Origin of the sequence: Roseobacter sp. FCG-D35 (assembly GCF_033436665.1) — a bacterium.
GTDB lineage: Bacteria > Pseudomonadota > Alphaproteobacteria > Rhodobacterales > Rhodobacteraceae > JAWQFO01.
The window spans coordinates 263,433-276,429 of sequence record NZ_JAWQFO010000003.1 but is presented as its reverse complement, the minus strand read 5'-3'; the positions used below and the strand labels follow the sequence as shown (position 1 = coordinate 276,429).

The 12,997-nt window shown below is 66.0% G+C and carries 13 protein-coding genes and 2 riboswitches; of the genes, 5 read left to right on the top strand and 8 right to left on the bottom strand.

Going from position 1 to position 12,997, the window contains the following annotated elements; translation table 11 throughout:
- Positions 1–16 precede the first annotated feature (16 nt).
- From dapF to R5H30_RS09640, 3 genes are all read left to right on the top strand, one after another.
- The gene (dapF, locus tag R5H30_RS09650) at positions 17–859 is read left to right on the top strand and encodes a diaminopimelate epimerase (RefSeq protein WP_412105125.1); all 843 of its coding nucleotides are present in this window, start codon (positions 17–19) and stop codon (positions 857–859) included.
- Positions 856–2,109, top strand: a complete 1,254-nt coding sequence (mtaB, locus tag R5H30_RS09645) for a tRNA (N(6)-L-threonylcarbamoyladenosine(37)-C(2))-methylthiotransferase MtaB (protein WP_318328064.1) — start codon at positions 856–858, stop codon at positions 2,107–2,109. Before dapF ends, mtaB begins: the two co-directional genes overlap by 4 nt.
- Positions 2,110–2,384: 275 nt before the next feature.
- Complete coding sequence (locus R5H30_RS09640) at positions 2,385–3,062, top strand: Crp/Fnr family transcriptional regulator (protein ID WP_318328063.1); 678 nt, start codon at positions 2,385–2,387, stop codon at positions 3,060–3,062.
- A gap of 393 nt (positions 3,063–3,455) precedes the next feature.
- On the opposite strand, the gene R5H30_RS09635 is transcribed toward R5H30_RS09640, so the two are convergent.
- The 5 genes from R5H30_RS09635 to R5H30_RS09615 all read right to left on the bottom strand — a co-directional run bounded on the left by R5H30_RS09635 (position 3,456) and on the right by R5H30_RS09615 (position 7,639).
- Entirely contained in the window at positions 3,456–4,241 is a 786-nt protein-coding gene (locus R5H30_RS09635; protein WP_318328062.1) for a cytochrome c1, read from the bottom strand.
- Between the two features lie 13 nt (positions 4,242–4,254).
- Positions 4,255–5,583 carry a cytochrome b gene (gene petB, locus R5H30_RS09630; protein WP_318328061.1) on the bottom strand — a complete coding sequence of 443 codons (1,329 nt, stop codon included), beginning with the start codon at positions 5,581–5,583 and terminating at the stop codon, positions 4,255–4,257.
- 12 nt (positions 5,584–5,595) lie between these two features.
- Complete coding sequence (gene petA, locus R5H30_RS09625; protein WP_318328060.1) at positions 5,596–6,156, bottom strand: ubiquinol-cytochrome c reductase iron-sulfur subunit; 561 nt, start codon at positions 6,154–6,156, stop codon at positions 5,596–5,598.
- A gap of 166 nt (positions 6,157–6,322) precedes the next feature.
- Positions 6,323–6,934 carry a glutathione S-transferase gene (locus R5H30_RS09620; protein ID WP_318328058.1) on the bottom strand — a complete coding sequence of 204 codons (612 nt, stop codon included), beginning with the start codon at positions 6,932–6,934 and terminating at the stop codon, positions 6,323–6,325.
- Between the two features lie 87 nt (positions 6,935–7,021).
- Complete coding sequence (locus tag R5H30_RS09615) at positions 7,022–7,639, bottom strand: FMN-binding negative transcriptional regulator (RefSeq protein WP_318328056.1); 618 nt, start codon at positions 7,637–7,639, stop codon at positions 7,022–7,024.
- Between the two features lie 62 nt (positions 7,640–7,701).
- Positions 7,702–7,867, top strand: a riboswitch (FMN riboswitch).
- A 51-nt stretch (positions 7,868–7,918) separates the two neighbouring features.
- Here R5H30_RS09615 and R5H30_RS09610 point away from each other — a divergent pair.
- The gene (locus tag R5H30_RS09610; RefSeq protein ID WP_318328054.1) at positions 7,919–8,395 is read left to right on the top strand and encodes a 6,7-dimethyl-8-ribityllumazine synthase; all 477 of its coding nucleotides are present in this window, start codon (positions 7,919–7,921) and stop codon (positions 8,393–8,395) included.
- Between the two features lie 64 nt (positions 8,396–8,459).
- On the opposite strand, the gene R5H30_RS09605 is transcribed toward R5H30_RS09610, so the two are convergent.
- Genes R5H30_RS09605 through R5H30_RS09595 form a run of 3 tightly spaced genes read right to left on the bottom strand, consistent with a single transcriptional unit; the run spans position 8,460 to position 11,654 of the window.
- Positions 8,460–9,152 (bottom strand): thiamine ABC transporter ATP-binding protein, encoded by a 693-nt coding sequence (locus tag R5H30_RS09605; RefSeq protein ID WP_318328052.1) that lies wholly within the window; start codon positions 9,150–9,152, stop codon positions 8,460–8,462.
- A complete protein-coding gene (locus tag R5H30_RS09600) occupies positions 9,139–10,695 on the bottom strand; it encodes a thiamine/thiamine pyrophosphate ABC transporter permease ThiP (protein WP_318328050.1) in 1,557 nt (518 codons plus the stop codon). Before R5H30_RS09600 ends, R5H30_RS09605 begins: the two co-directional genes overlap by 14 nt.
- Positions 10,671–11,654 carry a thiamine ABC transporter substrate-binding protein gene (locus tag R5H30_RS09595; protein WP_318328049.1) on the bottom strand — a complete coding sequence of 328 codons (984 nt, stop codon included), beginning with the start codon at positions 11,652–11,654 and terminating at the stop codon, positions 10,671–10,673. Before R5H30_RS09595 ends, R5H30_RS09600 begins: the two co-directional genes overlap by 25 nt.
- 38 nt (positions 11,655–11,692) lie before the next feature.
- A riboswitch (TPP riboswitch) is annotated at positions 11,693–11,794 on the bottom strand.
- A 93-nt stretch (positions 11,795–11,887) separates the two neighbouring features.
- Between R5H30_RS09595 and aroC the strand changes: the two genes are divergently transcribed.
- Positions 11,888–12,988, top strand: a complete 1,101-nt coding sequence (gene aroC / locus R5H30_RS09590; RefSeq protein ID WP_318328048.1) for a chorismate synthase — start codon at positions 11,888–11,890, stop codon at positions 12,986–12,988.
- Positions 12,989–12,997 lie beyond the last annotated feature (9 nt).

Here is a 12,997-nt window from a genome sequence, read left to right as displayed (position 1 = left end):
CACGGCGAGAGTCTATATGCGCGCAATGCAGGATGGAACCCCGATCGGCTTGCCCTTCATGAAGATGCACGGGCTGGGCAACGACTTTGTCGTCGTTGACGCGCGCGCGCGCGTCATCGAGGTCTCACCGGCGCTGGCGCGGGCGCTTGGGGACCGGCATCGCGGGGTCGGTTTCGACCAACTGGCCGTAATGACGAACGGGTCGGACAACCTGCACCTGGCCTTCTTCAACGCCGACGGGTCACCCTCGGCAGCCTGCGGCAACGCCACGCGCTGCATCGCGCGCTACGTGATGGACGAGACCGGGCAGAAAGCGCTGCGCCTGACCACCGACCGCGGCCCGCTGGAAGCCGTCGATGCGGGCGACGGGCTGACCTCGGTCAACATGGGCCAGCCACAGCTCGACTGGCGCGAGATCCCGCTGGCAGAGGCTGTCGATACGCTGGAACTGCCGATCGAAGGCGCTCCGACGGCGACCGGGATGGGCAATCCGCATTGCACCTACTTCGTGGCGGATGCGGACGCCGTGGACCTGGCAAAGGTCGGCGCCGCTCAGGAGCATCACCCGCTGTTTCCCGAACGCACCAACGTCCAGATCGCACAGCTGGTCGGGCCGGATCACCTGCGGATGCGGGTCTGGGAACGCGGCACCGGGATCACCCTGGCCTCGGGGTCGTCGAGCTGCGCAACCGCCGTGGCCGCAGCGCGGCGCGGGCTGACCGGCCGCAAGGTGCAAATCGACCTCGACGGCGGTACGCTCGTCGTCGATTGGCGCGAAGACGGGGTCTGGATGACCGGGCCGACGATGCACGTGTTTTCCGGCACGCTGACCTCCGCGTTCCTGGAGACGCTGGAATGAGCACGCCGGTTTTCTCCACGATGGGCTGCCGCCTCAACGCCTACGAGACCGAGGCGATGAAGGACCTTGCGGCGCAAGCGGGCCTTGGCAACGCGGTCGTGGTCAACACCTGCGCGGTGACGGCCGAGGCCGTGCGCAAGGCCCGGCAGGACATCCGTCGCCTGCGCCGTCGGCATCCTGATGCCCGGCTGATCGTGACCGGATGCGCGGCCCAGACCGAGCCCGAGACCTTCACCGCCATGGCCGAAGTCGACGCCGTGATCGGCAACACCGAGAAGATGAATGCCGCCACGTGGCAGGGTCTCGCCGCCGATTTCATCGGCGAGACCGAGGCGGTCCAGGTCGACGACATCATGTCGGTGACCGAAACGGCCGGCCATCTGATCGACGGCTTCGGCACCCGCAGCCGGGCCTACGTGCAGGTTCAGAACGGCTGCGACCATCGCTGCACCTTCTGCATCATCCCTTACGGCCGCGGCAATTCGCGCTCGGTTCCGGCCGGGGTTGTCGTGGATCAGATCAGCCGACTCGTCGACAAGGGGTTCAACGAGGTCGTGCTGACCGGCGTCGACCTGACGAGCTGGGGCGGCGACTTGCCCGGAACGCCTCGGCTGGGCGACCTGGTCATGCGCATCCTGCGGCTGGTGCCGGACCTGCCGCGATTGCGGATCAGCTCGATCGATTCGATCGAGGCCGACGAGAACCTGATGTGCGCCATCGCGACCGAGCCGCGCCTCATGCCGCACCTGCACCTGTCGCTTCAGCACGGCGACGACATGATCCTCAAGCGCATGAAGCGACGCCACCTGCGTGACGACGCCATCGGCTTCACCGAAGAGGCCCGTCGACTGCGACCCGACATGACCTTTGGGGCCGACATAATCGCGGGCTTCCCGACCGAGACCGAGGCGATGTTCGAGAATTCCATGCGGCTCGTCGAGGAGTGCAGTCTGACCTGGTTGCACGTGTTCCCTTATTCGACGCGGCGCGGCACGCCGGCGGCGCGGATGCCGCCGGTCGACGGAGCGGCGATCCGGGACCGTGCGGCGCGCCTGCGGGCGCGTGGCGACACAGCCGTCGCAGCACACCTCGCGGCGCAAACCGGCCGGGTGCACAAGGTGCTGATGGAAAGCACGATCATGGGTCGGACCGAGCAGTTCGCGCCCGTCGTCTTCGACGTGCCGCAGACTGAGGGCAGTATCGTCCAAGCCACGGTGACGGGCATACGCGACGGTCAGTTGCTGGCCTGACAGCGCGCCACGCGACGAAGGAATCCCGTGACAGCCTTTCCGTTCCATCGCATGGTCGTCGGACAAGCGGAGGCTACGACAATGTACAAGGGAACGGGCTGGAGGCCGCTCGCCGACCTCCCGAGCCGGTCGGCGCGTGCGTTTGCGGACGACATTCGGCCGCACGCGCACCGCATGTTTACGCTGTGCCGCCGCCTTACGGGATGCGACATCGCTCGATGGGGCGTTCAATCGCGCAGAGACTTTGCTAAGATCGCCCGGAGGTCCTGACAGGAATGACAAAAATCGTATCCCTTCCGAAATCCGGCTTTCTCGCGAATGCATCGGCAGATCTGACCGAGTTGCTGGAGTCGTTGGCGTCGGACACCCGCCTCGACGAGGGGCAGGTGCTGTTCGAAAAGGGTGACGAGGGCGATTCCATCTACGCAATCATTTCGGGATCGCTCGAATTCAGCATCATCTCCAGCGAAGGCCGCAAGCTGTCGCTCGACGTGATGCGCCCCGGGGCGCTTTTCGGCGAGATCGCGCTTTTCGATCCGGGTCCGCGCACGGCGACTGTGACCGCGCTGGAGCCCAGCATCGTCCGCGAAATCCGCAGCGCCGATGTGTTGCGGGCCGTCAGGAAATCACCGGAATTCGCCGTCGACCTGATCCAGCTTGCCGGCCAGCGCATGCGCTGGATGAACAGCCAGCTCAACGAGCAGGTGTTCCTGTCGATGCCCGCACGGCTGGCGCGCAAGATCCTCTATCTTTCGAAGGCCAATACGGACGAGTTGAGCAAGCTGCCCTTCTCGCAGGCCGAGCTTGCCGAATTCGTCGGCGCGACGCGCGAGGCGGTCTCGAAGACCCTGTCGATCTGGAAACGCGCCGGCGTCATAGACGCGACGCGCGGCGGGCTGATCGTGATGGACCGCGAGGCGCTCCAGGTCATGGCCGATCTCCACCAGATTTGAATTAAATTTTCGGAAAAGTCGGATTCTGTGACCCAGTTCACAGACCCGCCACAAGTTCCAAGGCAATGTCCCGGTCATTGGAAGCAAAGAGTTGTGAGTGACGCCTCGCATTTCCGGGGCACAGTGAAGAGGAAGTGACGTAACCGATAGAAAGGTCAAGGATGGAACGGATCAAGACGAGCGGGCCGTCCTCCTCCAAGATGAAGAGTTTCTTCGACTGGATGGTTGAGACCCACCGCGAATTGGCTTCGGCTCAGTCCTATATTGAAAGCCTCAACGATCGTCCGTAATTAGCCTCCCCAGGTGCGGACTAGAAAGCCCCCGAAGCGGCGCTTCGGGGGCTTTCGATGTTTTCGGGGTCGGATATGGGCCCGCCTGGGCGCTCCGCGAAGATCAGTCGATCTTCTTGCCCTTCACCGGCGCCCACAGACGCTTGTTCGTGAGATAGAGCAGCACCGACAGCAGCGTGAGGAACAGCACGCCGGCAAAGCCTGCCTGCTTGCGCGCCATCATCTTCGGCTCGGCGGTCCACATCAGGAAGGCCGACACGTCCTCGGCGAGGTGATGCAGATCGTTTTCGTGCCCGTCGTCGAATTCGACCATGCCATCAAAGAGCGGCGGGGCCATGCTGATATAGCCACCCGGGAAGGCGGTGTTCTCGTAAAGAATCGTCCCGGCCTCTTCCTTTTCCTCACCGGTGTAGCCGACAAGGAGCGAGGTGATGTATTCCGGACCGCCGATGCCCTTGAAGAACTGGTTGATGCCAAGGCCGTAAGGGCCGTGGAAACCGGCCCGCGCCTTGGCCATCAGCGACAGGTCGGGCGCACCGACCGCGTCGTTGACCGGAAAGTTGTCCGACGGGCGCGCGGGGCGAAAGTCGTCGATTTCCGGATCGAAGACTTCGAAGTTGGCGGCATAGGCCCGCACCTGGTCTTCCGGAAGCTGCGGCCCGCCTTCGTCGGCCAGCGTGCGGAACGGCACGTAGCGCAGCCCGTGACAGGCGGCGCAGACTTCGGTGTAGACCTTCAGGCCACGCTGCAGCTGGTTCTGGTCGTAGCTGCCGAACGGTCCGTCGAAGGAAAAGCGGACATTCTCAACGTGGCCGCCTTCACCGGCGGCCATTGCAGCCGATGCAAAGCCGAGGGCCGCCACGGCGCTGAGAGCGAGAGTTCTGAACATTGCGGCGTTTCCCTTATTCGGCAGGCGTTGCATCGGATTTCGCACCATAGTGTTCGGCGAAATCCTCTTCGATCGTGGCAGGCTGCTTGGCCGGCTTCTCGATCACGCCGAGCAACGGCAGGATCACGAGGAAGTAAGCGAACCAGTAGGCCGAGGCGATCAGCGAGAAGCTGGCATAGGGCTCTTCGGCCGGCATGGCGCCAAGCCACATCAGCGCGAAAAAGTCGATCACCAGCAGCCAGAACCACCACTTGAGCATCGGCCGGTAGCGGCCCGAACGCACCGAGGAGGTGTCGAGCCAGGGCGCCAGCGCCAGCGCGAGGATCGCGCCGAACATAGCCATCACGCCAAAGAACTTGGCGTCGATGATGCCGCCCGTCACGAAGGACGCGATCTGCACGACCCAGACCTCGGAGGTGAAGGCGCGCAGGATGGCGTAGAACGGCAGGAAGTACCATTCCGGCACGATATGCGCGGGCGTCGCCAGCGGGTTGGCCTCGATGTAGTTGTCGGGGTGGCCGAGGTAGTTCGGCATGAAGCCCACGATGGCGAAAAACACGACCAGGATCACGGCCAGCGCGAAGAGGTCCTTGATCACGAAGTAGGGCCAGAACGGCAACGTGTCCTTCTCGGCCTCGGCCTTCGAGCCGCGGCGCACTTCGACACCCGTCGGGTTGTTGTTGCCCGTGGTATGGAAGGCCCAGATGTGCACGATCACGAGGCCCGCGATCACGAAGGGCAACAGGTAGTGCAGCGAGAAAAAGCGGTTCAGCGTGGCGTTGTCGACGGCCGGCCCGCCCAACAGCCAGGTCTGGATGCTTTCGCCGATGAACGGGATCGCGCCGAAGAGGCCGGTGATCACCGTGGCGCCCCAGAACGACATCTGTCCCCAGGGCAGCACGTAGCCCATGAAGGCGGTGCCCATCATCAGCAGGTAGATCAGCATGCCGATGATCCAGGTGATCTCGCGCGGGGCCTTGTAAGAGCCGTAGTAGAGACCGCGGAAGATGTGCAGGTAGACCGCCACGAAGAACAGCGAGGCGCCGTTCGAGTGCAGGTACCGCAGCATGTAGCCGCCGTTCACGTTGCGCATGATGTGCTCGACCGAGGCGAAGGCAAGGTCGACATGCGGCGTGTAGTGCATCACCAGAACGATGCCGGTGATGATCTGCAGCGCCAGACAGAAGGTCAGCACGATGCCCCAGATCCACATCCAGTTGAGGTTCTTGGGCGTCGGGATCATCAGCGTGTCGTAGAGCAGTCCCAGGATCGGCAGACGGGAATGGACCCACTTTTCGCCGCTGGACTTGGGTTCGTAATGGTCATGAGGAATTCCGGACATCAGGTCTCTCCCTTAACCAAGTTTGATCGTGGACTCGTCCACGAATTCAGCGACCGGAACCGGCAGGTTGGTCGGGGCGGGGCCTTTGCGGATGCGGCCCGCGGTGTCGTAATGCGATCCGTGGCAGGGGCAGAACCAGCCACCGAAGTCACCCGCATCGCCGAGCGGCACGCAGCCGAGGTGAGTGCAGACACCCATCATCACCAGCCACTCCTCGTTGCCCGGCATGGCGCGGTTCTCGTCGGTGGCGAGCTGCTCGCCGGCGAGGTTCGCGTTCTCGGCCGAGGGGTCCGGCAGGGTCGAGACGTCGACGTCGCGCGCGGCGGTGATCTCTTCCTCCGTGCGGCGCCGGATGAAGACCGGCTTGCCGAGCCATTTGACAGTCAACTGGGTTCCGGGCTCGACCCCGCTCACGTCGACGCGGATCGAGGCCAGCGCCCGAACGTCGGCCGAAGGATTCATCTGGTTGACCAGCGGCCAGACGGCGGCGCCGGTCGCGACGATCCCGGCTCCGGCCGTTGCATAATAAAGGAAATCTCTCCGGGTGCCTGAGTGATCTTCTGCTTGGGACACGGGTCTACTCCAGTTCTTGGCCTTGAGGCGGCCGACGCAAGCCGCGGCCGCGCAGGGGCACAGCCGATCTTAGGGGGCTATGTATCGTTGTCGCTTTGCCCCGTCCAGACATGTTAGTGCCGCAAAGGGTCGCAGGGAACCGCCGATCCGGATGTGACCGAAAGACTCAGGCGGCGGGCGGCACTGTGGCCTGCATCGACGGGCGCTGCGCGAAGGTTTCGTACCACGCCGCAAGGCTATCGTTGCCCGCGCGCCAGTTGCGCGCGTCGTGCCGGAAGTCGAGATAACCCAGCGCACAGGCGACCCCGATGTGGCCGATGTCGCGCGGCCCCTGCAAATGGCTCATCCAGCGCGCGTTGAGTGCCGCCACCGCGCGCGAGACCTTTCCCCATTGCGCGTCAAGCCATTGGTCGAACTGCTTGTCTTCCGGGCGCAGGCGCACCTCGTAGGCCATGTTCACCGCAGCATCCATGATCCCCTCGGCCGTCGCCTCCAGCGTCAGCACGTCCCAGCGCGCCGCCGTCTTGGGATAGAGCCCGCCGTGGAACAGGTCGTCGAGATAGGCGCAGATCACGCGGCTGTCATAGAGCGTCGGACCCTCGGGCCGTTCCAGCGCCGGGATTTTGCTGAGCGGGTTGCCGGCCGTCACCGCCTCCGACGGCGCGAACGTCGTCGTGGTCACCGTCTCGAGGCTGACCGCGTCGGCACGCTCGAGTTCGTGCAGCAGGACGACGACCTTGCGGACGTAGGGCGAGGCGGGGGAATGGAATAGCTTCATGGCACGCTCCTGAAGGGGTCGCGGGCACACTAGCAGAGGCCCGGCCACTGTCCATCCGGGGCGGGACCCGGCCCGGCGGTCCGAAGCTCAGGCCTCGCGCATCAGGATGGCGAGCGCGGCGAGATCCGTGCCGATGCCGTGGGCCTCGACGGCATCGGCGGCCCGCAGGCGCACCTCGTCGGGCTTGTTCTGGTTGAGCTTCCAGGTCCCGTCCACCCCGGTCACGGTAACGCGACAGGGCACGATGGAGCGCATCATCCGCTCGAGCGTGTCGCCTGTCATCTTGTCCGCGGTCCAGGGCGTCTTGGGCGCGAGGCGCTCCTCGAACTGCGCCGATTGCCGGTCGAGCAGCGCGCGCAGCTCTTCCTGCGGCCGCAGCGACAGCGTGCCGGTGAGATGCACGGCGACATAGTTCCAGGTCGGCACTTGGTCGTCGATGCCGTACCAGTCGGGCGAGACATAGCTGTGCGGGCCGGTAACGGCGATCTTGCAGGGCAGGTCCGTTCCGCGCAGCGCACGGGCGATCGGGTTGGAGCGTAACAGATGCAGCGCCGCCGTCACGCCGGTCTCGTCGAGCACGAAGGGGACGTGGCTCAGAAGCGGTCCGTCGCCGCCGCAGACCGTCAGCGTGCCGAAACCGCGCGCGCGGGCATAGGCGAGATTGGCGGTATCCGATTCGGTGTGAAAGACGGGATTGGGGTGCATCTGCGGGTCTCCGGGTCGCCTGTCTCCGCTCTTGCAGCGAACCGGGCGACTTGGCAAGCTGGATGGGTTCTCAGGGCGGGGCGAAATTCCCCACCGGCGGTATGCAGGCCCAGTCATCCGGTGACCTGCGAGCCCGCGAGCGCCTTGCAGGCGGCATGCCTGCAAGGGTCAGCAGATCCGGTGCGAAGCCGGGGCCGACGGTGACAGTCCGGATGGAAGAGAATGCAGACGGCGGCCGCCCGCGGGCGACCGTTTCATGCGTGATCGCCTTGGGTGGACGTGTCCGTTTCGAAAAGGAGATCGCAGATGACACACACCCGTTTCGCTTTCGTGAAGGCCCGCTGGCATGCCGAAATCGTCGACCGCAGCCTCGAGGGGTTCCTCGAGATCGTTCCTGCACGCGAGGTCGATGTCGTCGACGTGCCCGGGGCCTTCGAAATGCCGCTGATGGCGCGTGACCTTGCCGCGACGGGGCGCTATGCCGCCGTGGTCTGCGCCGCCTTCGTCGTCGATGGCGGCATCTACCGGCATGACTTCGTGGCGCAGGCCGTCGTCGACGGGCTGATGCGCGCCGGGCTGGAGACCGGCGTGCCGGTGCTTTCGGTGTCTCTGACCCCGCACCAGTACCAAGAGACCGCGCATCACGACGCGATCTTCCGCGCGCATTTCCGCGAGAAGGGGCGCGAAGCCGCTCGGGCGGCGCTGGGGATCGTCGACGCCCGATTCCGAATCGCGGCACCCGAGGCCGCCGCGTGATCCGTTTTCTTGCAAGAAAACGGGCCGGAATTTTTCAAAATTCCGGGTCCCCGGTGGCCGCAGGTCAGCCCAGATAGGCCCGAAGAGCCGGTGGCGGATTTTCAAGGAGATCTGCCGCCGGCATCGGGGCCTGCGCGCGCCCGGCGTCGACAAAGATCACGTCGTCAGCGATGCGGCCCACGTCTTCGGGCGCATGGGTGATCATCATAAGGGTAGCCCCGGTCTCCGCGACGAGTTCGCGCACCAGCTCCAGCATGTCGCGCCGAAGCGCGGGACCCAGAGCGGCGAAAGGTTCGTCGAGAAGCACGAGCGGGCGGTCCTGCACCAGCACCCGCGCCAGCGCCGCCCGGCTCTGCTGTCCACCGGACAGCGCCGCAGGCTTCTTGCCGGCATGGTCCTGAAGTTCGACGCGCCGCAAGGCATCAACAACCTGCGCTTTCTGCGCGGCTTCGAGCTTCAGGTCGGGCCGCAGGCCGAGGCCGACGTTCTGCATCACGCTGAGGTGCGGAAATAGGTTGTTGTCCTGAAACAGCATCGAAACCGGCCGGTCTCCCGGCCGCTCCCGGGTGATCTCGTCGCCCTTCCAGAGGATTTCTCCACGCACCGGCGCGACGAAGCCCGCGATGGACGATAGCAGCGTCGACTTCCCGGACCCCGACGGCCCGATGACCGCCACGCGACGCCCCTCGGCGATCGAGAAATCCGCGGCGAGCTCGAAGCTGCCGAGGCGAACCCGCATGTCTTCAATCTGCAGCATTCCAGCGCCCTCCCCTCTCGCAAGCCACAAACACGGCCAGCGCCAGCAGCAGTAGCAGCAATGCTGCCCCGGCGGCATCCTCGAGCCGGTAGGCGGCCATCAGGCGATACATCTGCAGCGGCAGTGTCGCGCTGTCAGGATCGGCAAACAGCGCGATCACCCCAAGATCGCCGATCGAGAGCGCACCGGCGAGGCCGGCGGCAAAGCCGATCTGCGGCCGGATACGCGGCAGGATCATCCAGCGCCAGGCGGTCCAACCACGCAGGTTCAGCGCCGCACCAAGACGCCCGTAGGTGTCGAGCGTGTCGCGCAGTTGCGGCACGAGGATGCGCAGCGCGAAAGGCAGCGACATCAGCGCGTTGACGAGCGCCGTCACCGGCAACGCCAGGCTCGCCGGATTCACCAACGGGTTCAGCAGGATGAACCAGCCGGTGCCGATCATCAGCGGCGAGGTCGCCAACCCGAGAATGCCGACAGTCTCGGCCCCGCCGCGCCGGCGCGAAGCGATCCAGCCCGCCATCGGCAGCGCCAGCGCCAGCAGGAGCGTCACGCTCAGCCCGGCGACCCAGAGCGAGGTCAGCGTCGCGGACCAGACGCTTGCCGGCATTCCGGGCAGCGCGGCAAGGCCCGACACCGTCACCGCGAGAAGCGGCAACAGCAGGAAGGCAGCGGCGAGCGCGATCGTCCCGGCGTCCGCCGCGCGCTGGTGCCCGCCGCGCGCGTCCCAGCGCTGCGGTGGCCGGTCGAGCCCCCCGCCGATGCCGAAGCGTGGCACGATCCAGAGCGTCGCCAGCGCGGCGCTCCCGGCAAGCAATAGCTGCACAAGCGACAGCAGCGAGGCCCGCGCCAGATCGAAGTCGAAGCGGAAAGCCTGATAGATGGCGAGCTCGATGGTCGTGGCCCGCGGCCCGCCGCCCAAAGTCAGCGCCACGGCGAAGCTGGTCAGGCAGATCACGAAGATCAGGCCGAATGCCCCTGGCAGGATCCGCACCAGCACCGGCCATTCGAGCGTCCGGAACACCGTGCGCGGCGGCAGGTTCAGCTGTGCGGCCAGCCGAAAGCGTTCGGCGGGCACCGCCTGCCAGCCCTGCAACAGCAGCCGCGTGGCGAGCGGCAGGTTGAAGAAGACATGCGCCAGCACGACGCCCTGCAACCCGTAGATCGACAGCTCGGTCAGGCCCAGCGCGCCGAATAGCGTATTCAGCCACCCCGAGCGGCCAAACACGGCCAGCAGGCCCAGGACCGCGACGATGACCGGCAGGATGAAAGGCGCGCCGAGCAGCGTGACCAGCAAGCCGCGCCCCGTAAAATCGCGCCGGGCAAGTGCGCGGGCAACCGGCACCGCCAAAAGGCAGGACAGGAACGCGGAGAGGAACGCCTGCCAGGCGGTGAAGCGGATCGCCGCCCAGTCGGCCGGGCCGAGGCCCCGGCCCACCTCGGCCCGGGTCGCGATGCCGGCAAAGGCCGCCAGCACCAGCGCCGCGACGCAGGCCGCGGCGACGGGGCCGGGCCGCGTCCCTACTGCGACAGCGCGCGGCGCCATGCCTCGATCGCCTCGACCTGAACCGCGGCTGCTTCCTGCTCGTCATAGAACAGCACCTTCTCGGGCAGCGGCAGGTCGGACCAGGCCTCGGGCCAGTCCGCTTTCGGCAGTGCCGAGGGCAGCGACCAGTTCGCCGTCGGGATCAGCTTCTGGAAATCCTCGGACATCACGAAGGCCATGAACGCGTCAGCCAGTTCCGGCTCCTCGGTGCCTGCGATCTTGCCGACGGTCTCGACCATGAAATAGTGGCCCTCGGGAAAGATCGCGGCATGTTTCGAGAAATCTTCCTCGGCGATCATGTGGTAGGCGGGCGAGGTCGTGTAGCTCAGCACCATGTCCACCTCGCCATCGGTGAAAAGCCCATAGCTTTCCGACCAGCCCTTGGTGACGGTCAGGATCTTCGGCGCGAGCTTTTCCCAGGCCGCCTCGGCCTCGTCGCCGTAGACCGCCTGCACCCAGAGCACCAGCGCGAGCCCCGAGATCGAGGTGCGCGGGTCCTGGATCGCGATCTTGACGTCTTCCGGCATCTCCAGCAGCGCGTCGAAGCTCTGCGGCGGCTGGGGCGTGCGCGTCTCGTCATAGACAAAGGCCGTGTGGCCGTAGTTGAACGGCAGGAAGGTGTCGTCGGTCCACTCGATCGGCAGGGTCAGCGCCGCGTTGTCCTGCCCGTGCGGTGCGAAGAGCCCCGTCGCGCGCGCCTTGGCGCTGACATCCGAGGTCAGGCCGATCACGATGTCGGCGCGGGTGCGCTCGCCCTCGAGCATCAGGCGGGGGAGCAGGTCACCGGTGGCATACTGCACGTCGCAGTCGCAACGGGCCTCGAATTCCCGCTCGATGATCGGGCCGGGACCCCATTCGGAGGTGAAGTAGTCGCCCGCGTAGATCGTCAGCACGGGCGTCTCGGCCACGGCGGCCGAGGCAAGCCCGGTGACGAGCGCGGCAAGGGTGAGCGTTTTCATCGCATACTCCAAGGATTATGCGGCGAAAGAAAAAGAATGGAGTGCGTCCAGACCTTCCCTCCGCCGGTGTTAACCGGTTCAGGTTCAACGGGTCCGCGCGTCGCGCATCTCAGCCTTTCGAGGCCCCCCGAGGTGGGGCAAGACCTAGAACGCGCTCCGGGGATTGGCAAGCGATAAGGCTTGAGGCTGTCGGATCGCGCGGCTAACAGAGGGGGCGAAGGAGCCGCCTTTCCATGTCCATCAACAGTTTCGGCCACCTCTTCCGCGTCACCACCTGGGGCGAGAGCCACGGACCCGCGCTTGGCGCAACCGTCGACGGCTGCCCGCCCGGCGTGCCGATCGATGCGGCGACGATCCAGCACTGGCTCGACCGCCGGAAACCGGGGCAGAACAAGTACACCACCCAGCGCCGCGAGGCCGACGGGGTGAAGATCCTGTCCGGCACCTTCGAGGGCGTGACAACCGGCACGCCCGTTCAGCTGATGATCGAGAACACCGACCAGCGGTCGAAGGACTATTCCGAGATCGCCGAGAAATTCCGGCCCGGACATGCCGACATCACCTACTGGCAGAAATACGGCATCCGCGACTATCGCGGCGGCGGGCGCTCGTCGGCGCGCGAGACCGCGGCACGTGTCGCCGCAGGCGGGCTGGCGCGTGAGGCGATCCGGACGCTGGCGCCCGAGATCCGCATCAACGGCTACATGGTGCGCATGGGCGAGCACGAGATCGACCGCGACCGCTTCGACTGGGACGAGATCGAGCGCAACCCGTTCTGGACGCCGGACCCGACAGCCGCCGAAACCTGGGCGGATTATCTCGACGGTTTGCGCAAGTCGGGCAGCTCGGTCGGTGCGATCATCGAAGTCACCGCCCGCGGCGTGCCGGCGGGGCTGGGCGCGCCGGTCTACGGCAAGCTCGACACCGATCTTGCCACGGCGATGATGAGCATCAACGCGGTCAAGGGCGTGGAAGTCGGAGAGGGCATGTCGGCAGCGATGCTCACCGGCGAGGCCAACGCGGACGAGATCTTCATGGGCGAGAACGGGCCCGAGTTCTCCTCCAACCACGCGGGCGGCATCCTTGGCGGGATCAGCACCGGGCAGGACATCGTCGTGCGCTTCGCGGTCAAACCGACCTCGTCGATCCTGACCCCGCGCCGCACGATCACCAAGTCCGGCGAAGAAACCGAGATCGTCACCAAGGGCCGGCACGATCCCTGCGTCGGCATTCGCGCCGTGCCGGTGGGCGAGGCGATGATGGCCTGCGTGATCCTCGACCACATGCTGCTGCATCGCGGGCAGGTCGGCGCGAACCGCGGCATGATCGGGTGAGCGGCGACA

Coding starts and splice junctions, on each gene's coding strand:
- dapF (WP_412105125.1), top strand. CDS start 17: ATGCGCGCAATGCAGGATGGAACCCCGATCGGCTTGCCCTTCATGAAG.
- mtaB (WP_318328064.1), top strand. CDS start 856: ATGAGCACGCCGGTTTTCTCCACGATGGGCTGCCGCCTCAACGCCTAC.
- R5H30_RS09640 (WP_318328063.1), top strand. CDS start 2,385: ATGACAAAAATCGTATCCCTTCCGAAATCCGGCTTTCTCGCGAATGCA.
- R5H30_RS09635 (WP_318328062.1), bottom strand. CDS start 4,241: ATGTTCAGAACTCTCGCTCTCAGCGCCGTGGCGGCCCTCGGCTTTGCA.
- petB (WP_318328061.1), bottom strand. CDS start 5,583: ATGTCCGGAATTCCTCATGACCATTACGAACCCAAGTCCAGCGGCGAA.
- R5H30_RS09620 (WP_318328058.1), bottom strand. CDS start 6,934: ATGAAGCTATTCCATTCCCCCGCCTCGCCCTACGTCCGCAAGGTCGTC.
- R5H30_RS09615 (WP_318328056.1), bottom strand. CDS start 7,639: ATGCACCCCAATCCCGTCTTTCACACCGAATCGGATACCGCCAATCTC.
- R5H30_RS09605 (WP_318328052.1), bottom strand. CDS start 9,152: ATGCTGCAGATTGAAGACATGCGGGTTCGCCTCGGCAGCTTCGAGCTC.
- R5H30_RS09600 (WP_318328050.1), bottom strand. CDS start 10,695: ATGGCGCCGCGCGCTGTCGCAGTAGGGACGCGGCCCGGCCCCGTCGCC.
- R5H30_RS09595 (WP_318328049.1), bottom strand. CDS start 11,654: ATGAAAACGCTCACCCTTGCCGCGCTCGTCACCGGGCTTGCCTCGGCC.
- aroC (WP_318328048.1), top strand. CDS start 11,888: ATGTCCATCAACAGTTTCGGCCACCTCTTCCGCGTCACCACCTGGGGC.